The following is a 20,688-nucleotide window of genomic DNA, read 5'->3' as shown; positions in this document are numbered from 1 at the left end:
GTATCATCTCCATCGCTTCATAGCTAGTGGGAGTTACCCATCACGCTCTACCCGTGCAGCGGTGGACCACGGGTCTGGTCTTAGGCCTAATTACTCCCATCCCTCACCTTGGGTAACCCTCTACCCACGATTCTCCGGGGCTAGGGGTATGTCATGTCCCGAGGACGGGTGAGAGAGCCCTTTTAACGAACTCGTATACTCTCCTGGCCTCGTCCTCGGTGAATCCGCTTCCACCGAACCTACTGACGACAAACACCCTCTCGATGCGCGAGAGCTCCACTAGGATAACCGGGTCCTCTACGAGCCTCTTCGCGGCGGGGTCGTGTTCCGCGAGAGTGGCCGCTAGGCCGACCAGCGAGTAAGAGTCCACTAGACATCCTGTCACCTCGAGTATCCTCGCCGTGAGTGCGAGCCTGACGTACTCGGCTACGTAGTAGGCCGCCCGGTCGTACTCGCCTCTGTCTATCAGGCCCGGCACGTCCTCCAGTAGCCTTCGAGCCCGCTCCCAGAACTCGGTCGGGTCCCGGCTAGCTACCACTCCTGCCACCGCGTAGTGGGACCGGTGGAGCCGCGGAGCTTCCCCTAGCCTCGTCAGCCATATATGGCTCTAGCCCTCTTCCTCTTCTCCTGCTCGTTCAGGCAGAGGTCTCTCACCAGTTCATCGACGTCCCGGTACTTCTTGACTGGGGCTAGCCTCCTGTCGTCCAAGTACTCGGGCCACTGTGATATGGCGTCCGTCGGGTACCCTGTCGATACCAGGGCGTAGACCGGCTTCCCCTCCGTGTAGGCGGTCACGGCCTCCTGGAGACAACCGGAGCCCCCGCCCAGAACCACCAGCACGTCGGAGGTCCTTACCAGGGCGACGCTCCTACCTCTGAACGAGAGCCCTGTCTTAACGACCACTGCTCTGTCCGGGAAGGAGGCGTCTTCCTCCTCCACTGGGGGGAGGACGATCACGGTGAAACCCGCGGATAGGGCCTCGTCCACCACGGTCTTCATGAGGCCCCAGTACCCGCCCACTACGATCCTGTGCTCCACGCCACACCTCTCCTTGAGTAGCTCGACGAACCTCTTGGCTACTCTAGCGAGCTCTACGCTGGGCTCGCCGCTATGTGCGGCGACACCTACGTACATGCCCTTGCAGTCCCCGGTAGAGAAAATGCCCAGAGAGGTTAATTTACTCTGGTTGAGAGAGAACTATGGAGGTGGCACCCCTGACCTACACCTGCCGGGCCGGCTACGTGACGATCCAGGTGGTCAGCGGCGACATAACCGAGTTCGAGGGTGACGCCATAGTCAACCCGGCCAACACCCTCATGATCATGGGCGGCGGTGTCGCGCTGGCGATCAAGAGGAGGGGCGGGGCCGAGATCGAGGAGGAGGCCAGGAGGCACGCCCCCGTCCCGATAGGCGAGGCCGTCGCGACGGGCGCGGGGAGGCTGAGGGTCAGGTACGTCATCCACGCCCCTACAGTCGAGAGGCCGGGAGGCTCGTCGAGCGCGGAGAACGTTCACAGGGCGGCCTCCGCTGTTGCCAGGCTGGTGAAGGAGCTGGGCCTGAGCAGGGTGGCGCTACCCTTGATGGGCGCTGGTGTCGGCGGGCTGAGCCCGGAGGAGAGCGTGGAGAGCATGCTGAGGGCCCTGCTGTCGATCGACAGGCCTGTCACCGTGTACCTGTACGCCCGCGACGAAGAGACGGCTAGGAGAGTCGAGACTGTTGTCAGGTCCAAGTGCGGGTAGGGGTAGGGTCGTCTACACCATTGGCTACTCGGGGCTGACACCGGAGTCTCTAGTAGCGGTCCTGAGGAGGCTGGGCGTAGAGCTGGTAGTAGACGTCCGAAGGTTCCCTCGCAGTAGGGTACCGGGGTTTTCCCGACCCGAGCTCGAGAAGGCGCTGGGGGAGAAGGGGGTTGAGTACAGGTGGATGGGCGCCCTAGGCGCCCTCGGCATCAGGTACGAGAGCAGGTTCAGGTGCGTCGACTCGCCGACTTTCAACTCGTACGTCAACTACCTCGTCTTCAGCGAAGAGGCGCGGAGTGCGCTGAGGGAGCTCGCGGGCCTGGCCTCGGAGAGGAAGGCCGCGCTGCTATGCCGCGAGAGGGACCCTAGGTTCTGCCACAGGCAGTTTATCGCCGACTACCTCGCACACCTAGGCTTCACCGTAGTGCACGTAGTGGGGGGCTCGACCCGGGGGCACGAGCCGACCCCGTGCTACGCCTACCTCAGTGTGGGGCCGGGCTAGGCGCCCAGCACCTCTGCGTACAGCTCCTCGACAGCCCTCTCGACCTTGGACTTCGGCCTCCCCCTCGTCTTCTCGAAGAACTCGAGAGCGATGTCTGGGAAGATGCAGTAGGTCACCACGTCCTCCTCGCTCGGGTTGAAGCCCTGCTCAACGAGCGACCTCCTACACTCCTCGAGGGCTGGCCTCAACAGGTCCGCCGGCCTGGCGTCGATCGGCTTCTCACCCTTCAACACTACGTCTATGACCTCCCGCTTGATCGGAGCCGGTGGTCTCCCGTACATCCCCTTCACGTACTCCCTCACCTCCTTCGTGACCACGCTGTACCTGCCATTGACCACGTTGAGGAGGGCCTGTGCGCCCACAATCTGCGAAGTCGGCGTGACTAGGGGCGGCCAGCCCAGGTCTTCCCTGACCCTCCTGACCTCCTCTAGGACCTCCTGTAGCTTGTCCTCAGCGCCGACCTGCTTGAGCTGCTGCATGAAGTTGGTGATCATACCGCCGGGGATCTGGTGGTCCAGCACGTTTGGGTCGGGCATGAAGACCCTGGCGTCCAGGAGGTCCCTGTACTTGGTGAACAAGACCTGCTCGAGGTAGGAGGATATCTTCCTTATCACGTCCATGTTCACCCTCGGCTTCCACTCGGCTGGTAGCGCGTAGTAGAGGGACTGTATACCCGGCTGACCCGTCCCGTAGGCCAGAGGGCTTATCGAGGTGTCGACGAAGTCGGCCCCAGCCTCAACCGCCTTGATGTAGTTCGCTATGGCCAGCCCACCCGTGAAGTGGCTGTGTACGTCTACCGGGATCTTCAGCCTCGCCTTGATCTCCTTGACCAGGTTGTACGTGGTGTAGGGGTCTAGTAGGCCCGCCATGTCTTTTATCGTGATGTGGTCTACTTCGAGGCTCGCGATCTCCTCGGCGAGCTTCAAGTAGTAGTCGAGGGTGTGGACGGGGCTCACGGTATAGGTTATAGTCCCCTGAACGACCGCCCCCAGCTTCTTGGCCTTCCTTATACTGACGGCCATGTTCCTGACGTCGTTCAAGGCGTCGAAGACTCTGAAGACGTCTATGCCGTTCTTGTAGGAGAGCTCCACGAACTTCTCGACCACGTCGTCGGGGTAGTGCCTGTAGCCCACGAGGTTCTGGCCCCTCAAGAGCATCTGGAGCTTGGTCTTCCCCACCCTCTCCCTGACGAGCCTGAGCCTCTCCCACGGGTCCTCCTTCAAGTACCTCAGCATGACGTCGAACGTTGCCCCGCCCCACATCTCGATGCTGTAGAAGCCCGCCCCGTCGATCAGGTCCAGTACGGGGATCATGTCCTCCGTCCTCAACCTCGTCGCGATCAGGGACTGGTGGGCGTCTCTAAGAGTTGTGTCGACGATCTCGACCATGTATAGCACCCGGAGCCGCACAGCGCGGTGTTATATATCTATGCCGGCCCTAGATAAAAACAGGTATTGCCGTTGGACACGGTCTGCCTGGCCGACAGGGGGGCCTGCGAGGCTGTAGCCTGGGAGGAGGCCCCCGGCAGACGTGTGGGGAGGCGCCGGCGAGTGGTGATCGTGGAGCCTGGTCTCAGGTCTGCCCTGGCCCTAGCCCTCGAGCTACTTGCCAAGGGGAGGCCGGCGGAGATCGTGGTCGCGCCGGCAAGGGGCGGCCTGTCCGGGGGGAACCCTCTCCTACGCGGGCTGCTCGTCGCGCTGCTTAGACTGACCTCCCCCTCCACCCGGGTGGAGGTCTACTCCTGGAGGGACTACGCTGCCCTGTCAGCGGCCCTCGGCAGCGTTGTGCGCCTGAACCCGTCCGCAGTAGTGTTCAGGGTAGGGGGAAGGCACCAGCCGTACCCGCTCACGCCCGTAGTCGTCGTTGCGGGCGGGGACCCCCGCGACCTGGAGAGGCTCGCGGACTACTTGTCCGAGAACAGGCTCGGGCTAGCAATAGTGGCATCCCCGGTCCCCCCGAGGGCTGCGAAGGCAAGCCCGCTCGTACTCTACGTTGTCACGGACTGCTACGGCGACGTCGCGTGGTCGGCTAGCATCTGCCTCACCCCCTCCACGTCGATACACTCTATTCTCGCGGCCTCGGAGTGCCTGAGAAGCGGGAGGGCTGTCGTGGCCCCGGAGGGCCTACCCGTCCTAGTTAGCAAGAAGTTGAGAGAGGCCGTGGTCTGGGCTAGGGACATGAGCCTGGAAGGGCTTTTGTCAGCCTTGTTGACCGCTATCAACAGACTCGGAGACCTTAAAAAGCTCTTCCTCCATGAGCGGGAGGCCGCCTAGACGGCCCCGAAGAGCCTGAACGCCGTTATCTTCGCAGCGTCTGTCAGCACGAGCGTCACGGCGACCGAGTACGTGAAGCCCACCACCACAGCGTGCGGCGGTATCGCGGGTATCACCCAGCCCTGGTAGACTAGTAAAGTCCCCGCGATCATGTCGCCGACTATCGAGAGGGCCACTGGTAGGCTGGGCTTACTGCTCCAGAACCAGCCGGTCTCCCTGAAGTTGAGTATGTTGAAGAGCCCTGACAGTAGCAGGACGTAGAAGACAAACGTCCTTGTCTGGTCGAGCGGGAGGGCCAGGTAGTCGAGCGCGATGTAGAGCGCCAGGAACAGCTCGAGAATCTTCACGAGGCCCAGCACCACTGATATTGTCACCAGCTTGCGTATGTTCCACCTCTCGGGCCTCTTGCTGGGCCTCAGCCTGTCGGTGCTGATCGAGAGGGTTACGAAGTCGTAGAGGAACAACATGAGTATCATGTGGGTCGGCGTGAGAACGGGGAGACCGAGGAAGAGCGTGGATATCGCGACGAAGTAAACGATCTGGAACGTCTTAACGACCTTGTTCAGAGACCAGACAACGATCCTCCTGTAGACCATCCTGCCGAGCTTGATTATGTCAACGATGTTCCTCAGCCCCGGCTTTGTGAGGACCACCGACGCCGACAACTTCGCGATGTCTGTGGCGTTGCTCACGGCCACGCCTAGGTCGGCCCTCTTCAGTGCGGGGGCGTCGTTGACGCCGTCGCCCGTCATGCCTACTACGTGCCCCTTCTTCTGCAGGGCGACCACGATGTCGTGCTTCTCTTCGGGTATCACCTCTGCGAAGGCGTCTATGCCCTCCACGAGGCTCGGTATCTCCTCCCTGGGCACCCCCTTGAGCGTGACCACTCTCCCGCCTATACCGACGACCCCCGAGATCGTCTTCGCCACGTAGACGTTGTCACCGGTTATCATGATGGGCTTGACGCCCATCTCCCTGATCTCCTTAATGAAGAGCGGTGAGTCGTCCCTGGGCTTGTCGTATAGACCTAGAAGACCGATGACCTTGAAGACGCCGCCCTTCTCGACCCCCACTGCTAGGGGCCTCTCGCCTCTACTGCTCATCCCCTTGATCAACGCCTCGTACCTCGACTTGTCCAAGTTCTCGTCCATCTCGGCGAGTACCTGAGGAGCCCCCTTAACGGCCCGTACCTCTACCCCGTTGACCCTCGCTACTGCCTCCGTCCTCTTGGTCTCTGGGCTGAAGGGCCTGAACTCCAGCACCTCGACGCCTTGTTTGGAGACGCCTTTTTCTTTGGCCGCCTCTAGTACGGCCCTGTCGATCGGGTCTTTACTGTCATCCTCGGACGCCAGCAGAGCGTAGAGTAGGACCTCTCTCTCGGAGTACTCGCTGGAGAGGGGTACGACCTCCCTGACCGTTATCCTGTTCTCGGTGATCGTACCCGTCTTGTCCAGGCATATCACGTCCATCATAGATCCCGCCTCTATCGCCTCCAGCCTCCTCACGATGACCCCCGCCTTCGCCAGCTCAATGCTCCCCAGCGCGAGTGTTATAGTGGTCATGGCAGGCAGTGCTATCGGTATAGAGGCTATCAGGAGGGTTAGCGTGAAGGGCAGTAGGTCGAGGAAGCTCGTCCTGCTCATTACGAGCTTTATGGCTACCAGGACTATGAAGAAGACGTCGGCGGCCAGGAGGCCCTTGGTTATGCTCGCAGTTATCTCCTCTATAATCAGCCTAGGCTTGCTGACCTGGACTAGCTCGACCGTCTTCCCGTACCTCGTCGACACGCCCGTCGCGGTGACCTTGACTACCCCCTCACCCCTCAGTACCGTGCTACCCGCGTACACCTTGTCGCCCGGGTTCTTGTCGACCGGGAGGGACTCGCCCGTCAAGGCGGACTCGTCGACGATCAGGTGGCCGGTGACGAGCTCCCCGTCAGCCGGGACTACGTCGCCCAGCTTCAGCTTGACTACGTCGTCAGGCACTATGTACTCGGCGGGGACGTCGGTCCACTCCCCGTCTCTCAGGACTCTCACAACGACTCTCAGCTTGGACTTGAGGAGCTCTACAGCCTTCTCGGCCCTGTGCTCGTGTATAATGCCTATCACAGCGTTGACGAGTAGGAGGGCGACCATGACGGTGAAGTCGACGTACCTCCCCAGCACGAACGATATAGCGGCTGCCGCCTCGATGGTGTAGGGGGTGAGTCCCGTGAACTTCTTCAGGAAGAGCTTGATGAGGCTCTCCTTCTTCTCCGGTACGACGTTGAGCCCGTACCTCTTGATCCTCTCTTCAACCTCGGCTTTTGTAAGCCCGCGTAGGCTGCTCAAGTAGAGCCACCTCTACTCCGCGTATACAACGAGTAGAATAATATTGAGAAGAGGTTAAGAGCCTACTTCGAGTGGAGCAGGTACACGTACTCGTCGTTCGCGTCCATCTTGAAAAGGCCGAGGAAGGCGCCCCACTGGAGTATGTTCCGCTTAGCGTCGTTCAAGTGGAGGTGGTAGTACTGCGAGAGAACGCTCTCGTACTCGTCTGAGGTTATGACCTTCCTCCTGGAGAGCACGTCGAGTAGCGTGCTAAGCGGCTCTACCCTCTTGGCGTTCTCCCTCAGCAACTTCTTAACGTTCTTTATGTTGCCCGTCACGATCCTCTCGCCCAGCTCTGTGAGCACCACGTCGCCGTTGGGGGCGATCGCGACAAGCCCCAGGCTCTCCGCAACGTCGATTACGTGGGGCAGTATGTCGATGTTCTCGCCTAGCAGGTCCCCCAGGTTCATGGGGTCTGCCTTCCCGCCCAAGCTGTGGAGGGCCTCAACAAGGCCGAGTAGGTGGTCAGGTGTTAGGTAGTACGGTAGCACGATCTTCTTTGTATCTTGTGACAACCCCCTCTAAGCACCCCGGTGAGTATATTAAACGCTCTGGATCCTAATAAACTTGACAACATGGAACGGTGCGGGCTTTGGTCCCGGAGCTCGTCGTGGCAACGCTTATGAGCCTCTACAGGATGTTCGCGGCATACCTTTTATCGCTCTTGATCGCCCTGTTCACGGGCATCGCGATGGCCAGGAACAGGGTCGTCGAGACGGTTCTCCTACCCATCCTAGACGTCCTCCAGTCCATACCCATACTGGGCTTCTTCCCCGTCGTCTTATCCGTGTTGGTCTACGCGCTGGGCCCGGGTGTGGGGGGCGAGCTGAGCGCTGTAGTCCTGATAACGACGAGCCTGGTTTGGAACATGATCTTCGGCGTGTACGCGTCTGTTAAGTCTCTCGACCCCTCCTTCGACTTGATGGCCAGCGTGTACAGGATACCGCTCCCCCTCAAGGTGGCCTTGGTGTACGCCCCCGCCTCGCGCACGTCTCTCCTCTCCAATAGCATAATATCCTGGGCGGGCGGCTGGTTCTTCCTCACGAGCGCGGAGGTGATCTCGATGGGGTCCCAGACCCTCAAGCTGGTCGGGCTGGGGAGCTTCATATTCGACGCCTCGAACAGGGGGGACGCCCAGGCCTTCGCGGCTGGCATAGCCGTCTTATTCGCCGTCATCCTCGCGACCTACATACTCCTCTGGAACCCGGCCGTGGTGAAGTACACGGGGCTCGCCATACTCCCTGGTGTGGCGGCGGTCTACGACTCCCTCGAGAAGCTTACGAGGCTCTTCTGGAGGCTCGTAGTAAGGGCTGTCCTGAAACTCTGGGTCTACTCCAGGAGGCTCGCGCTACCCACCGCCACGGCCTTAATCCCGGCCGCTCTGCTGGGCCCCCGGTTGGAGCTACCCGGGGTCTCCGCCGTCACATTCTACGATAACATGGTCAAATACTTGGACATGTTCCTGAGCAACGTCTGGCTGACGCTGGTCAGAGTCTACGTTGTAGTGCTCGTCTCACTACTAATATCTCTCCCGCTCGCGTACCTATCGCACAGGAGGAGGGCCACGGGTCTGGCCGCTTGTACGGCTGGGGAGCTCCTGTCGTCGATCCCGGCCGTGATATGGTGGCCTCTACTACTACCTGTCGCCCACATCGCCCCCTGGTTCGTCATGTTCTTCGTCTACCTCCAGGGCGCCCTGTGGTACGTGTACTTCAACGTCATGATCTTCGGACTCCAGTACGTGAAGAGGGACGTCATCGAGCTGGCGGACGTGTACAGGGTGAGGGGGTTCCTCTACTTCAAGTCGGTGTTCATACCGGCCATGCTCCCCTCTATATTAGCAGGCCTACTCTCCGCCTCGGGGGGTGCCTGGAACGCCTCTATAGCCGCAGAGTACATCGCACTCGAGAACTTCGAAGTAGACATGGGAGGGGTGGGGAGCCTCATAGACAAACTGGCGGCGGGGGGCGACGCGCTCGGGGTCTTGTTCGTAGCTTTATACATGAGCCTCGTGATAGTCTTGCTAAACAGGCTCGTCTGGCGCAGGCTATTCGCTAGGATGGGGTCGAGGTCAGTTGTCGACTAAGCTCACGCTCAGCATCAGGGGGCTGACGAAGAAGTACAAGGCTTCCGGCAGGGAGGTCCTGGTCTTGGACAACATAAGCTTCGACGTTGGCGAGGAGTTCATTGCCATACTGGGACCCAGCGGTTGCGGGAAGTCGACCCTCCTCAGGATCATAGCCGGCGTGGAGAAGCCCGACTCCGGGACCGTGGAGTTCCACCTCGGGCACGAGCCGAGAGTAGGCTTCGTCTTCCAGTTCCCCACCCTCCTGCCGTGGATGACGATCCTATCCAACGTAGCGCTGCCGCTGCTCGCCAGAGGGGTAGGGGAGGGCGAGGCCAGGGAGAAGGCCAGGAGGGCCCTGACCCTCGTGGGGCTGGGGGAGTTCGAGGACTTCTACCCCAACGAGCTGAGCGGGGGGATGAAGCAGAGGGTTAACATAGCAAGGGCGCTCGCGGTCGAGCCCGACTTCCTCCTACTAGACGAGCCGTTCTCCAACCTCGACCCGCTTACAGCGGAGACCCTGAGGAGCGAGGTGCTCGACCTCTGGCTCTCCAGCGTCCTGCCCCTGAAGGCGATCATAATGGTCACCCACAACGTGGAGGAGGCAGTTTTGATGGCGGACAGGATCATAGTCCTGTCGCCGCGGCCCGCGAAGATCGTGAAGGACGTCAAGTTGGACATCAAGAGGCCTAGGAGCAGGAAGATGCCCGAGGTGCAGGAGCTGGTGGACAGGATATACGAGTACGTCAGCTAGCCGGGGGCCCGATTCTCTCCCCCACCCCCACCGAGCACACGCTACGTAGGCCACAGCGAACTGTAGACCGGTACGCGTGGCTGTGCTACCCGAGACCCTCAACGCCGCTCTCTAAGCTTGCCGCACACCTATGTTCTAGTCTGTTCTAGGAGGAGGTCTTTAACGTCTTCCACTCCAGCCCTAGACCCGGGGTAGCCATTGTGTAGTCTATCTCTCCACATCACGGTGGTCTTGCGCACCCCGAGTACGACCGTTGTCCCCGGTTAGACTCCCGCTGCTCTGGTGTAGTTTGTGTAAGTTTATATACGTGTGGACCTTACAGGTATATAGGTGTTGGGGTCGCCATGAGGCGTATTTTCGTCCTCGTAGTCGCCATGGTGGCCCTGTCGCTACTAGTGCTGCCGGCTAGGGTCGAGGCGCTGTCCACCGGCGGGGGCTACGTCACGGTGCCGCTGGACGTGCTACTCGCCCTCGCGCGGCCGGGGGACATAATCATTGTGAGGGGGGACTCCTGGTACATGAAGATAGCGGGCTACTGGCACCACGTAGCAATCTACATAGGTAACGGGTACGTCGTCGAGGCTACTCCGGAGTACGGGGTGAAGATAAGCCCCGTCTCCTCCGTCGTGTCCAACAGGCTTGCAGTGGGCCTGTTCAGGGTCAAGACCACCGACTACGTGAGGCAGAGGGCGGTTCAGTTCGCGCTCGCCCAGCTCGGTAAGCCATACGACTACGGCTGGCTGGTGTACCCCGGCGGCAAGCAGGTCTACGGGCCCAGCTACTACTGCAGCGAGCTCGCATGGGCCAGCTACCTGGCCGCGGGAGGCCCCGACATAGACGCCAACCCCGGCTTCACGCTAAGGTACGGCTACAACGTCGCACCAGACGAGATAGCGATGGACAACGACGTCTACCCGGTAGCCGTCTGGACGGCCTAGGCCCACCTCACACCCGTTTTTTAGACCAGGGCACTCCCCGCGGTCCCCCGGGCGCGGAGGGGGTTTTGTGCTCGCCGCGGCTCAGCGTCGGGGCTGCCCAGCCCCTCCGCGCCCGTTGCTCCCACCACGCGGACAGGGCTGCTGGCGGCGGGGCTTCGGACACGTGTATGCTTTACGCTGCCCGGGCCATGCGTAGGGGTTGGCGGGCTAGGGGGTGTAGTGGAGTGTCGTGCGGCCAAGTCGGCGCGAGTGAACTCCTTTCCTCTGTCAGGGAGAGGGTCGTAAGGTGGGCTCTGGAGCACAGGTTCGACTACCCTTGGAGAGTGGAGAGGACGCCGTACAGGGTTTTACTCGCCGAGTTCCTTCTCAGGAGGACCACAAGAACGGCGGTGGCCAGGGCCTTCCAAGCCCTCGTCGAGAGGTTCCCGGACGTGGAGTCGTTGCACAGGGCGCCCCTGGAGGAGGTTGAGGAGGCCCTCAGACCCCTCGGGCTGTACAGGGTGAGGGCCAGGCAGTTGAAGGAGCTCGCGTCCGTTATCGTGGAGGAGTACGGTGGCAGGATACCCGACTCGTGGGAGGAGCTGGTGAGGCTGACGGGGGTCGGCCCCTACACTGCGGGGGCGCTTCTAAGCTTCGCCCACGGCAAGCCCGCACCGGTAGTAGACGGGAACGTGGCGAGAGTGCTCGCCAGGCTGACGGGGCACGCCGCGAGGAGGTGGGGGGACTACCTGGCCCTCCTCCGTAGGCTACTACCCGAGGACAGGCACCAGGAGTTCAACTACGGGCTGATAGACCTCGGCGCCCTCGTCTGCCGGCCCAGGAACCCGAGGTGCTGGGAGTGCCCTCTCAGAGACCTCTGCGCTCACTACCAGAGGGCCTCGGGGGAGGAGGCCTGCGCGCGGCGGCTTGAGGAGGCCTACGCAGAAGCCCTTCGCCCCTGAGGAGGCGCGGCTTGCGCGGTCTAAGCCTGCTACCTGCCGCTGGCTTCGCCTCTCGCTATGTGCGGGCGAAGGGTACCTCGAGCTCCTGGTGTCGGAGAGGCGGGTAGAGGGACCACCCGGAGACGTGGGGCTGGCGGTGTCAGGGTAGGCTGTCTACCAGGTTCGTCAATGACCACTCTACGGCTCTCGACCCCGTAGCGTAAAGGCGCTGAGTGTCAATCCCCTACTGGTGCTCCTTATTCATCTTCGACAACGGGTTAGACTGGCTTCTGGGGGTTTACCAGGCTCATCAACAGCTTGGCGAGGTTTAGGTCCCGCTTCGACAGCTCCGCGTGGAGTAGCTCGTAGACAGTCCTCCTAGTCTCCGGCCTTACATGGGCGAGCGAGTCGACGTAGTCTAGGGGCGTGGGGAAGCCCGTCGACCCCGTCACCCCGGAGAGCGCCGCGAGGACTTCGGGCAACCCCCAGCCCCCTGCCTCGTAGACCTCCACTTTGGCCGCGAGGGGGGAGACGGTGAGGCGCGGCTTGTAGAACACGACCTTCACCTGGCCCGCCCACGAGCCGTACACGGTGTTCAGCCTCTCTAGCCACTCGAGCCTCGGGTAGAGGGCCCTCGCCACCTCGCCGCCCGCCCTCCTCGCCGCCTCTGCCAGCCTGTCCCTCAGCTCCCTGTAACTCCCGAGGACAAAGTACTCCCCGGGCTCGAGCACGAGCGACATCAGGAGCCTGTCGTTGACGGGTATTCTTCCCGCCCTGTAGACCGCGGAGATGTCCCTGGAGTAGCTCCTCTTCAAGACCCCCACGAGAGGCGTGCCGGTCTCGCCGGCCAGCCTCAGCGCGCTCTTGGTCTCCTCCGCGACCCGCCAGTGCGCCAGCCACTCCTCCTGCGACAAAGTCGGCTCGGCCTCCACCCCGCCCCTGTAGAGCAGCTCCCCGTCGACGACGGCTATGTCGAACCTCGCCCAGCCCTCCTTCTTCTCCTCGAGCCTTTTTAGGAGGGCCCGCCTCTCGAGTAGCCTGGCCTCGACCTCGGTCAAGTCCCTCGTGGAGTAGTGCCTGACATGGGCCACTACCCTGGGCGGCCCGCCGCAGGAGTGCCCCATTAAGACCTCGGCGACCTGTATGACGCCTATGAAGCCTCCGGCCACCTCGATCGGCGGGGAGGTGTAGCCGCTGTCAACACTGTAGAAGCAAGCCTCTCTAGCCTCGGGGAACTTGTTTATTAGCCTCTTCCCGCGGAGCTCTTCGCCGAGCTCCAGAACCTCGTCCACGCCCTTAGCCTGCTCGAAGACCTCCTCCGCCACCTCTCTAACGGCCTCGTACACGACCTCGGGGGCTACGTAGACCTCCTCCTCGCTGCTCATACGGTCTTCACCTTGATCAAGACTGGGTGCCTGAGCGGGTTGCCTAGGCCGGCGAAGTAGAACTCCCTCTCCCTCAGCAGGGCTATGTTATCCAGGGTTATGCCCCCCAGGTCGAGGTCGCCTTGGAGGTTCTGCAGGTCGCCGGGCGTCTGGAGCCTGCTGAAGAAGTAGGTGTTGATGTTGTTCCTCACCCAGGTGCTGAAGTCCACGACCCTCTGGCTCACGAGGACCAGTCCAAGCCCCCACTTACGCCCCTCCCTCGCAGTCCTCTCTATTATGTCGACAGACCCGCACTCCCTACAGGCGTAGTTGTGGGCCTCGTCTACGACGACAAGCGTGTTCACGGGCGTCTTGGTCTCGTCGATCCTGTCCCACAGCCTGCCGAGGACCGCGTTGAGTATAGAAGCCCTCTCCTCGTAGTCCACCGTGCTCAGGTCCACTACGAGGACCCTCTCCCGGCCGAGCCTGTCCAACAACTCCCCTACCGAGAGCCTCCTCCGCTTGAGGGACTCGAAGAACCCCCTCGCCTTAGAGGCCAGCTTGACCCTGTACTTGGCGGGGGTGGTCTTCTTCGCCCCCAGCGCTCTCGCGACCGATGACAAGACCTCCCCGAACCTGCCGAGGTCCCAGTCAACTTGCTTCAACACGTCCTCGGGGTTCGTGCTGAGGAACTCGGACACCACCCCCTCTAGCCCACCCTCCTCGACCCCGCTCTTCCCGTACTGCTTCACCTCGCTTTGTAGCCTGGACTTCACAGCTCCCGGGTCTCCTCTCGCGACTATGTAGGCGATGAGGGAGTAGAAGAGGTAGGCGTCCTCCTCCCTCTCCTTCACGATGCCTGCGAGGTGGTTGTAGATGTCCTCGACGTCCGGCAGCACCTCGTCGGCCGACACGGTCTTGTCTGGGAAGTATGGCTTGTAGTCCAGGCCCGAGTGGTCGAAGACCAGCACCTTCCAGTCCGTGTTGTCGAGCACCTCCCTTATGAGGGCTATGGCTAGCCTCGACTTCCCCGTCCCAGTTGCTCCAACTATGCCTATGTGGTACGGGAGGCTCTTCGGTGACAGGGGGATCTCGATACCGCTGTACTTGTGGCTCCCGACGACCAGACCCTTCTCCAGCTTCAGGTTGACGTCGCCTGGCGACTCGACGAGGTAGACCTCGCTACGGGGGGTGGGCGGCTGCGTGGAGGGCTCTAGTGAGCCGTCCTCCCTCAGCACGCCTATGATCCTCACGGCCGAGGTCTCGAAGACCACCTCCCTCCCCATCCTCGCGAGGCCGGGGTTGTCCACGACGCTAGACCTCTGGTTGGGGCTCAAGAGTGGGTCCTGCATTCTCAGGTTGCGGAGTACCCCAAGGTAGTTCAGGTTCTTGGCCTCGTCCCTCACCACTACGAAAGCCTCCTCTTTCGCGTCGAGCTCGCACTGCTTGTACACCTGAATAGGGGCTATAGCGGCCGAGGAGCCGCTGGCCACGACACCGATGGGCTTCATTTAGACCACGACTATAGTTTTGTCATCATGGTCATATAATTGTTGCTCAGGCAAGAAGCGTGGAATAGCCAGACCCGTTTGCACCGAGGCCGCCGGGGTACGCTCGCCGACGTCGTGGCCGGCGTGGTGAAAGGCCCTCCTGGTAGTGGGCGGTTTAACGGCGATGAGGGTGCGGAGTGTTCAAGTAAGAGGTTTTGTTTACCGCTATCCAAGTTTTTCTTAGAAAAGATCGCTTTTCAAACAAGCTCTAGGAATCCTTTCCTCCGCACGGGATGCGGCGGCTTAAACGCTTATAGAAGACCTCAACTTAGGGTTGTAGACCTCCTCTAACCCTACCCCGAGTAGCATGAAGCCTAGGACTAGCCCCAGTAGCATCAGCCCCGGAGGGGTGAAGTACCACCAGTAGCCTGCCGTGAAGCTACCGGAGGTGTAGGCGAAGTGTAGTATGGTCCCCCAGCTTATGTCGTTTATGTTCCCTACGCCGAGGAACACTAATGCCGCGTGGGAGAAGATCGCGTTGGCGACCGAGAGCATCGAGTTTGCGAAGACTACTGGGGCTACTATGGGGAATATGTGCTTGAACATTATCAGCCTGTCCCCGGCCCCCATCGACCTAGAGGCCTCGACGAAGGGCCACTCCTTCACCGTCAACACCATGCTCCTTATCACCCTGGCTATCGGGCTCCAGTTCAGGAGGCCTATCACCAGTATGATGTTGAGGAGGCTCGACCCGAGGAGAGACCCGACGACTATCATCAGCATGACAGGCGGGACTATTAGGAGGAAGTCGGTCACCCTCATCAAGACCTCGTCTACTACGCCACCGTAGTACCCGCTTACTAGGCCTACGACGGTGCCCACGAGGATCGTCACGAGGGTTGCGAAGAGGCCTACTATGAGAGACGTCGAGATGGCGTACATGTTCTCCGTGAAAAGGTCTCTCCCGGCGTCGTCTGTCCCGAACAAGTGCTGGGGGCTCGGGGGCTGGATTATACTGTTGATGTCGGTCTCGTAGGGGCTGTAAGGCGATATAAAGGGCGCTAGGAGTGCGAGGGCCACGTAGGCGAGTATCACGGCGAGCCCCACCCTGCTCTTCCTGTTACCTACCACCGCGTTGAGGGCGCTCCTGAGGCCCCCTACGACCACGCCCGTCTTCAAACCGAGGCTTACCCCTACAGCCCTCGCGAGACCTCCCACGGCTCCCATGAGCCCTCGTCCAGCCACGTGTGCTCACCTACCTGTACTTTACTCTGGGGTCTAGGAGGCCGTAGACGATGTCCGCGAGGAAGTTGGCCAGGAGGACGCTTATCGTTATCACTAAGAAGCCGGCCTGGAGCAGGGGGTAGTCCCTGTTTGATATCGCGTCGAAGATGAGCCTCCCGACCCCCGGCCAGTTGAACACCGTCTCGGTCAGCACGGAGCCCGTCACTGCCGTGCCGAGGCTGACGGCGGTGAGGCTCACGGTGGGGAGCATGGCGTTGGGGAGTGCGTGCCTGCTCAACACCCTCCAGCTACTCAGCCCCTTCGCGACAGCGGTCCTGATGTAGTCCTCGGAGAGGACGTCTAGTAGAGCGCCTCTGACCGTCAGAGTGAAGCTGCCGTATGAGACCAGGGTGAGCGTGGCGAGGGGTAGAGTTATGTGCGTGAACAGGTCCCCGAGGTAGGCGAGCGGGTTGTTGTGGTCGACACCGTAGTTCAGCATCCCCCCGACTGGTAGCCTCCAGTAGTTTATAGAGAGGAATATGAATATCCCGCCGAGCCAGAACGTGGGTAGGGAGTAGAGCCCCAGCGAGACGAAGGAGACGAGGGCGTCTGTCAAGCCGCCCCTCTTCCACGCCGCTACCACTCCTGTAACCACTCCCAGGAGAATCGAGAGTACAGTGGCCGGGATTACTAGTATTAGCGAGTTGGTTATCCGGGGTACCAGTATCTCCATTATGGGCTTCTTGTACGCGAAGGAGATCCCCCACTCCCCCCTCAGCAGGTTCCAGAGGTAGATGAAGAACTGCTCCCACAAGGGCTTGTCCAACCCGAACTTGTGGTACAGGTAGTCGATCTGCTCGGGCGTGAGCCTGGGGTCTCTGAACAAGAGCATGATGGGGTCTCCGGGGAGTAGTCTGAACAGTACGAAGTTTACGAGTGTTATGATGAAGAGGGTTAAGACGAGAGTAAAAAACTTCCTCAGAATGAAGCTCCTGTAGGGCAAAGGCGTCACCTCCTCTTCAAAGCGTAGACTGTGATTGCCACAACAACGGCTACTGCCACTACTCCCACAACCAGCCACGTACTGGAGGGCTGGGCGCCGGACTGCGGTGGGCTCTGTGGTGTAGGAGTCGTGGCACTCGTGGCCGTGGGAGCCGCTGTCTCCGTCGCTACGGGGCTACTGCTCGTGGAAGTGTAGGTAGTGGTCGACGGCGAGGAGGGGGCCAACTGGGCGTTCAGGAAGGTCCTCCAGTCGCTACCGCCGAAGGGGCCGGACGGCCAGTCGTAGTCGAAGCCCGTGAAGGCCTTGCTGTGAGCCTGGACAGCCCACACCTCGCAGAGCGGTATGTATGGGAGGTCGTTGTGGAGCATCTCCTGGAGGCTGTAGGCTATGCTCTTGAGCTCGTCGAGGCTGGTCGCGTTGTAGAGCTTCTCGAAGGTGGCGTCGTAGACGGGGTTGGCGTAGCCGGAGTCGGACACCCCCGTCAGCTTCATGCCGGACAGGAAGACGTTGAGGAACAAGACGTCGTTGGGTGCAACGAACCAGTCCCATATGTCCGTGTCGTGGCCTAGGACTATTGTGTCGTTGACCTTCTTCCATATTATAGCGGACATGCTGCCGGTGTCCATCGGCTGGACGCTGGCCTTAACGCCTATCTGGCCCCACCACTGCGCTATCACCTGCGCAGCCTTTATCGCCTCGGGCATGTTGCTGGGGACTAGCAGGTTGTACTCGAGCCTTACTCCGCTGGGCGACGCCCTCACCCCGTCGGCCCCCAGCTTGTAGCCGGCCTGGTCTAGTATCTGGGCTGCCAGCGTGAGGTTGAAGCTGTACGGCTTCAAGTCCTTGTCCGCGAATATGTTAGTCGAGGGCATGACAGTGCCCATCGGCTCTCCAGCGCCAGGCCACCCTATCCCGCAGACGTACGAGACGTTTATTGCGTGGGCGAGCGCCAGCCTGACGTTCGGGTCTCTCAAGGTGGGGTTGCCTGTGCCGTTCGGGTCTACGTTGAAGGCCAGGTAGAAGAACATCGTAGGCGGCGACTTGAACAAGTAGAGGTTGGGGTTGTTAGCGACTGTTTTTATCAGCGTGGAGGCGATGTAGGGGCCGACGGCGTCTATGTCCCCAGCCAGCAGGGCGTTAGTAGCCGAGGTGACGTCGCTGTAGAACTTCACGATTATCCTGTCGACCTTGGGCAACCAGCTGGGGTAGTAGAAGTTCGGGTTGGGCTCTAGGACGGCGTACTGCCCCTCCTTGAACTCCGCGACCTTCAAAGGCCCGCTCCCAATAGGCGGGTTGTCGGGGTATGTTGAGGGGTCGCTCACGTTGGCCCATATGTGCTTGGGGACTATGGGTACGTTGATGGCGGCCTCGAGCATGAAGAGCGTGGGGCTCGTCACGTAGAACTCGACCGTGTAGTTGTCTACGACCTTGATGTCCTTCACCATGGCCACGTAGGGCGAGAGCGAGCTCCAGCTCTGGTTGGCCAGGTAGTAGCTGTACGCTACGTCCTCGGCAGTAACGGGGTAGCCGTCGGTGAAAGTGGCGTTGTGCACGAGGTTGAATGTGACGCTGTCCCCCTTGACCTCCCAGCTCTCCGCCAGGTCGGGTACGAAGCCCGTGTAGTTCTCCGTGGGCCTCACAAGCCTACTGTAGACGTCGAGCGTTAGCCACACAGAGATCGTCGCGTAAGTGGTGAAGGGGTTGAACGTGTCGAAGCTAGTCCCTCCCCACCCGACCCTGAACACCTTGGTGGCCTGGGCCACGCTCACTTGAGTGACTGGTAGTATGGAGGCTAACACGAGAGCCGCGACCAACACCAATACTCCGGGTCTCCTCAAGCACACCACCCTATAGGCGTGGGTTGACTCGCGGTACAGGTATTTAAAGAGTGCTTACGATCGCGTCAAACCCTATACGTGAATGTGTAACAAATGTAACATACAGACAGATCATGCGAGGAGGGGCTTTAAGACGGCCGCATAGAGGTGCCTGGCAGCCATCGCTACTAGGGCCACGCCTATCCCGATCAACATCAGCGTGTAGAGCTGCGTGGAGATTACGAACCCGAGGAACGAGAGGAGGGTGAGCCAGGCGTAGTCTATTGAGACGTGCGAGGCGTAGTAGCCCAGCTTCGCGAGCGGGCGGGCCTCGCTGAAGACCTTCACTACGGGGAGGCCGACGGTCAGCCACCAGGCTATGAAGTAAGCGTTCAAACCCGTCAACAGGAAGCCCGCTGCGAGTGCCGACAGGAGGGTCGTAGCCTCCGCGGCGTTGTTGCTTGAGGGGTCTAGTGCTGACTTGAACGTGAGGTAGGAGAAGTAGAGGGCGGAGGCGACGAAAGCAGCGTCTAAGGCGAGCCTGACCCTCCTATCCCGTAGAGCCCCGCCTACTCCTTTCGCAAGGACCATGGTGAAGGGGAGCTCGAAGGCCATGTGCCCTGTCGCTATCATGAGACCCCCTAGAGCCCCTACGTAGGCCCCCGAGGCCACCGCGGTAAAGGAGAGCGGGCCCGGTGCTAGAGCACCGGTCGAGCTAACCGCTATCACGCTGAGGAGGTTCTTCTTGACGCTCATGCCTAGCCGCCGTTGGGGAGGGTTTTAAAGTGGTTCAGACTAATAAGCGTGTATGTACATCCCGTTTCATGGTTGAAACATGTAGAACACCAACCAATGGTGTGCGACCGTGGAGGAGAGGAGGGAGTCTATCACAGGCGTTGTCGAGAGGATAGTTGAGAACAGCCCGCTTCTCAAAGAGTGCCTGGCCTCCGGTGTCGCGAACTACTCTAGTATGGCCAGGATGATCAAACCCGTGGTGGACGATGAGCTGGGCTTCGACGCGTCGGTCGAGAGCATCAAGGTGGCCCTTGTCAGGCTGTCGAGGAAGATGAGCCCGCTAGACGTGTCGAGCGTCGAGAAGATCCTCGGTGAGACGAGCATCGAGGTGAAGACGAGGGTCACAGTCATTACCTACGACCCGGGCTCTACCCGAGAAGTACTGCGGGTCGTCTCGGGCGTCCAGGGCGCCCGCTTCCTGTCGGTGGTCACCGGTATAACGAACGTGACTGTAATGGTGGGCGACGAGCAGGCAAGGCTATTCACCGAGGGCGTCGGGTCTAGGCCGCTCTTCTACCAGGGAGGGCTTACAGCGATAGTCCTCGTGAGCCCCGTGGAGAACGTCTACACGCCGGGGCTGATAGCGTACATAACCAGCCTCCTCGCCCAGACCGGGATAAACATCATACAGATAACCTCAAGCTACAGCGAGACAGTGATAGTAGTCTCGCCCGAGGACACGATGAAGGCCTTCAACGTACTCAACGACGCGGTCTCGAGGGCCAGGAAAAAGTCTGGGCTGCGGGTTTGACGGCACGCCTCTATGGCGGAAGGGCTTCTGGCTTTACTGAACGCGTTTACGCCCAGCTACACGGCTACCCTTACAATACACCATGCCAACTACGTGTAACCTTCAATCAAACGGGTGCACTAGACAAGCTGTGGGAAAACGAGCGGGAAAAACAACTGTGGTGGTTAAAGCTAGGCCGCTAAGGGAGGACGACCTGGACTGGGTAGGTCTTACCGCTCGCAGTGTGTAGCTTGATCTCGACCTGCTGCCCTGACGAGAAGCTCAGCGCGGAGCTCGTACCCAAGGGTATGAACAACTGTATTGTAGTGCTATTACCTGGCGAGAGAGTCAGTGGCAGGCTCACGCCCAAGCCTACGGGGACTGTAGTGGTTGCGCCACCAGTACCAGTAGACGTTAAGATAATCGCATTATACGGTATCCCGTTCACGAAGACCTGGTCTATCGTGGCCGTGGTCGTCCCCGCGTTCTTTACTGTGAGTGTTATACTCCAGCCCTGCCCGGGTGTTGTGGTCGCCAGAGCGTAGGCGTTGACTATCTGGAGGTTCTCGGTGCCGGTGAAGCCGCCGACCAGGCCTGTCATCCAGAGGGCTACAGCGATCGCTACGGCTATTGTCACCGCGACGATGATGACCGTGGCTATGACCGGGCTTATTGCCCTCACGTTTTCCACCCTGCTATAGTAGT

General features: G+C 60.7%; 20 protein-coding genes. 8 read left to right on the top strand and 12 right to left on the bottom strand.

What is annotated here, in order from left to right:
* Positions 1 to 151: 151 nt before the first annotated feature.
* Both WLZ34_RS06100 and WLZ34_RS06095 read right to left on the bottom strand, forming a co-directional pair.
* Positions 152 to 538, bottom strand: coding sequence for a HEPN domain-containing protein (locus WLZ34_RS06100; RefSeq protein WP_434731154.1), 387 nt, complete (start codon positions 536 to 538; stop codon positions 152 to 154).
* Between the two features lie 53 nt (positions 539 to 591).
* The gene (locus tag WLZ34_RS06095; protein ID WP_434731153.1) at positions 592 to 1,134 is read right to left on the bottom strand and encodes an LOG family protein; all 543 of its coding nucleotides are present in this window, start codon (positions 1,132 to 1,134) and stop codon (positions 592 to 594) included.
* Between the two features lie 65 nt (positions 1,135 to 1,199).
* On the opposite strand from WLZ34_RS06095, the gene WLZ34_RS06090 reads away from it, so the two are divergent.
* On the top strand, positions 1,200 to 1,739 hold the full coding sequence (locus tag WLZ34_RS06090) for a macro domain-containing protein (RefSeq protein WP_434731152.1): 540 nt from the start codon (positions 1,200 to 1,202) through the stop codon (positions 1,737 to 1,739).
* Positions 1,717 to 2,241: a DUF488 domain-containing protein gene (locus WLZ34_RS06085; protein WP_434731151.1), complete on the top strand. Its 525-nt coding sequence runs from the start codon at positions 1,717 to 1,719 to the stop codon at positions 2,239 to 2,241. Before WLZ34_RS06090 ends, WLZ34_RS06085 begins: the two co-directional genes overlap by 23 nt.
* On the opposite strand, the gene WLZ34_RS06080 is transcribed toward WLZ34_RS06085, so the two are convergent.
* A complete protein-coding gene (locus WLZ34_RS06080) occupies positions 2,238 to 3,629 on the bottom strand; it encodes a pyruvate carboxylase subunit B (RefSeq protein WP_434731150.1) in 1,392 nt (463 codons plus the stop codon). The two genes, WLZ34_RS06085 and WLZ34_RS06080, sit on opposite strands and share 4 nt — an antisense overlap.
* A gap of 66 nt (positions 3,630 to 3,695) precedes the next feature.
* Between WLZ34_RS06080 and WLZ34_RS06075 the strand changes: the two genes are divergently transcribed.
* A complete protein-coding gene (locus WLZ34_RS06075) occupies positions 3,696 to 4,514 on the top strand; it encodes a hypothetical protein (protein ID WP_434731149.1) in 819 nt (272 codons plus the stop codon).
* Here the strand turns inward: WLZ34_RS06075 and WLZ34_RS06070 are convergent.
* Both WLZ34_RS06070 and WLZ34_RS06065 read right to left on the bottom strand, forming a co-directional pair.
* Entirely contained in the window at positions 4,511 to 6,844 is a 2,334-nt protein-coding gene (locus WLZ34_RS06070; protein WP_434731148.1) for a plasma-membrane proton-efflux P-type ATPase, read from the bottom strand. The genes WLZ34_RS06075 and WLZ34_RS06070 overlap by 4 nt on opposite strands.
* A gap of 62 nt (positions 6,845 to 6,906) precedes the next feature.
* The gene (locus WLZ34_RS06065; protein WP_238529004.1) at positions 6,907 to 7,398 is read right to left on the bottom strand and encodes an AAA-associated domain-containing protein; all 492 of its coding nucleotides are present in this window, start codon (positions 7,396 to 7,398) and stop codon (positions 6,907 to 6,909) included.
* A gap of 77 nt (positions 7,399 to 7,475) precedes the next feature.
* Here WLZ34_RS06065 and WLZ34_RS06060 point away from each other — a divergent pair, with 77 nt between their 5' ends.
* The 4 genes from WLZ34_RS06060 (at position 7,476) to WLZ34_RS06045 (ending at position 11,581) form a co-directional block, all read left to right on the top strand.
* On the top strand, positions 7,476 to 8,969 hold the full coding sequence (locus WLZ34_RS06060; RefSeq protein WP_434731147.1) for an ABC transporter permease subunit: 1,494 nt from the start codon (positions 7,476 to 7,478) through the stop codon (positions 8,967 to 8,969).
* Positions 8,959 to 9,702, top strand: a complete 744-nt coding sequence (locus WLZ34_RS06055; RefSeq protein ID WP_434731146.1) for an ABC transporter ATP-binding protein — start codon at positions 8,959 to 8,961, stop codon at positions 9,700 to 9,702. The genes WLZ34_RS06060 and WLZ34_RS06055 overlap by 11 nt, the downstream gene beginning before the upstream one ends.
* A 344-nt stretch (positions 9,703 to 10,046) precedes the next feature.
* A complete protein-coding gene (locus WLZ34_RS06050; RefSeq protein WP_434731145.1) occupies positions 10,047 to 10,640 on the top strand; it encodes a YiiX/YebB-like N1pC/P60 family cysteine hydrolase in 594 nt (197 codons plus the stop codon).
* A gap of 224 nt (positions 10,641 to 10,864) precedes the next feature.
* Positions 10,865 to 11,581, top strand: a complete 717-nt coding sequence (locus WLZ34_RS06045; protein WP_434731144.1) for an A/G-specific adenine glycosylase — start codon at positions 10,865 to 10,867, stop codon at positions 11,579 to 11,581.
* 257 nt (positions 11,582 to 11,838) lie between these two features.
* On the opposite strand, the gene WLZ34_RS06040 is transcribed toward WLZ34_RS06045, so the two are convergent.
* The 6 genes from WLZ34_RS06040 to WLZ34_RS06015 form a co-directional block, all read right to left on the bottom strand.
* Positions 11,839 to 12,945, bottom strand: a complete 1,107-nt coding sequence (locus tag WLZ34_RS06040; RefSeq protein WP_434731143.1) for a DNA double-strand break repair nuclease NurA — start codon at positions 12,943 to 12,945, stop codon at positions 11,839 to 11,841.
* Positions 12,942 to 14,435 (bottom strand): ATP-binding protein, encoded by a 1,494-nt coding sequence (locus WLZ34_RS06035; RefSeq protein WP_434731142.1) that lies wholly within the window; start codon positions 14,433 to 14,435, stop codon positions 12,942 to 12,944. Before WLZ34_RS06035 ends, WLZ34_RS06040 begins: the two co-directional genes overlap by 4 nt.
* 282 nt (positions 14,436 to 14,717) lie before the next feature.
* Positions 14,718 to 15,641 (bottom strand): ABC transporter permease, encoded by a 924-nt coding sequence (locus WLZ34_RS06030; protein WP_434731141.1) that lies wholly within the window; start codon positions 15,639 to 15,641, stop codon positions 14,718 to 14,720.
* A gap of 28 nt (positions 15,642 to 15,669) precedes the next feature.
* Positions 15,670 to 16,641, bottom strand: a complete 972-nt coding sequence (locus WLZ34_RS06025; protein ID WP_434731140.1) for an ABC transporter permease — start codon at positions 16,639 to 16,641, stop codon at positions 15,670 to 15,672.
* Between the two features lie 5 nt (positions 16,642 to 16,646).
* Complete coding sequence (locus WLZ34_RS06020; RefSeq protein ID WP_434731956.1) at positions 16,647 to 18,485, bottom strand: ABC transporter substrate-binding protein; 1,839 nt, start codon at positions 18,483 to 18,485, stop codon at positions 16,647 to 16,649.
* Between the two features lie 105 nt (positions 18,486 to 18,590).
* Positions 18,591 to 19,214, bottom strand: a complete 624-nt coding sequence (locus tag WLZ34_RS06015; RefSeq protein ID WP_434731139.1) for a LysE family transporter — start codon at positions 19,212 to 19,214, stop codon at positions 18,591 to 18,593.
* Positions 19,215 to 19,323: 109 nt separating this feature from the next.
* On the opposite strand from WLZ34_RS06015, the gene WLZ34_RS06010 reads away from it, so the two are divergent.
* A complete protein-coding gene (locus WLZ34_RS06010; RefSeq protein WP_434731138.1) occupies positions 19,324 to 20,004 on the top strand; it encodes an ACT domain-containing protein in 681 nt (226 codons plus the stop codon).
* Between the two features lie 178 nt (positions 20,005 to 20,182).
* Here the strand turns inward: WLZ34_RS06010 and WLZ34_RS06005 are convergent, their stop codons facing one another.
* The gene (locus WLZ34_RS06005) at positions 20,183 to 20,665 is read right to left on the bottom strand and encodes an archaellin/type IV pilin N-terminal domain-containing protein (RefSeq protein WP_434731137.1); all 483 of its coding nucleotides are present in this window, start codon (positions 20,663 to 20,665) and stop codon (positions 20,183 to 20,185) included.
* Positions 20,666 to 20,688 lie beyond the last annotated feature (23 nt).

Source organism: Thermogladius sp. KZ2Tp1 (assembly GCF_051131135.1).
Lineage (GTDB): Archaea > Thermoproteota > Thermoprotei_A > Sulfolobales > Desulfurococcaceae > Thermogladius.
This window is presented reverse-complemented; position numbering and strand designations above follow the sequence as displayed.

Coding starts and splice junctions, on each gene's coding strand:
- WLZ34_RS06030 (WP_434731141.1), bottom strand. CDS start 15,641: ATGGGAGCCGTGGGAGGTCTCGCGAGGGCTGTAGGGGTAAGCCTCGGT.
- WLZ34_RS06090 (WP_434731152.1), top strand. CDS start 1,200: ATGGAGGTGGCACCCCTGACCTACACCTGCCGGGCCGGCTACGTGACG.
- WLZ34_RS06095 (WP_434731153.1), bottom strand. CDS start 1,134: ATGTACGTAGGTGTCGCCGCACATAGCGGCGAGCCCAGCGTAGAGCTC.
- WLZ34_RS06040 (WP_434731143.1), bottom strand. CDS start 12,945: ATGAGCAGCGAGGAGGAGGTCTACGTAGCCCCCGAGGTCGTGTACGAG.
- WLZ34_RS06050 (WP_434731145.1), top strand. CDS start 10,047: ATGAGGCGTATTTTCGTCCTCGTAGTCGCCATGGTGGCCCTGTCGCTA.
- WLZ34_RS06080 (WP_434731150.1), bottom strand. CDS start 3,629: ATGGTCGAGATCGTCGACACAACTCTTAGAGACGCCCACCAGTCCCTG.
- WLZ34_RS06015 (WP_434731139.1), bottom strand. CDS start 19,214: ATGAGCGTCAAGAAGAACCTCCTCAGCGTGATAGCGGTTAGCTCGACC.
- WLZ34_RS06035 (WP_434731142.1), bottom strand. CDS start 14,435: ATGAAGCCCATCGGTGTCGTGGCCAGCGGCTCCTCGGCCGCTATAGCC.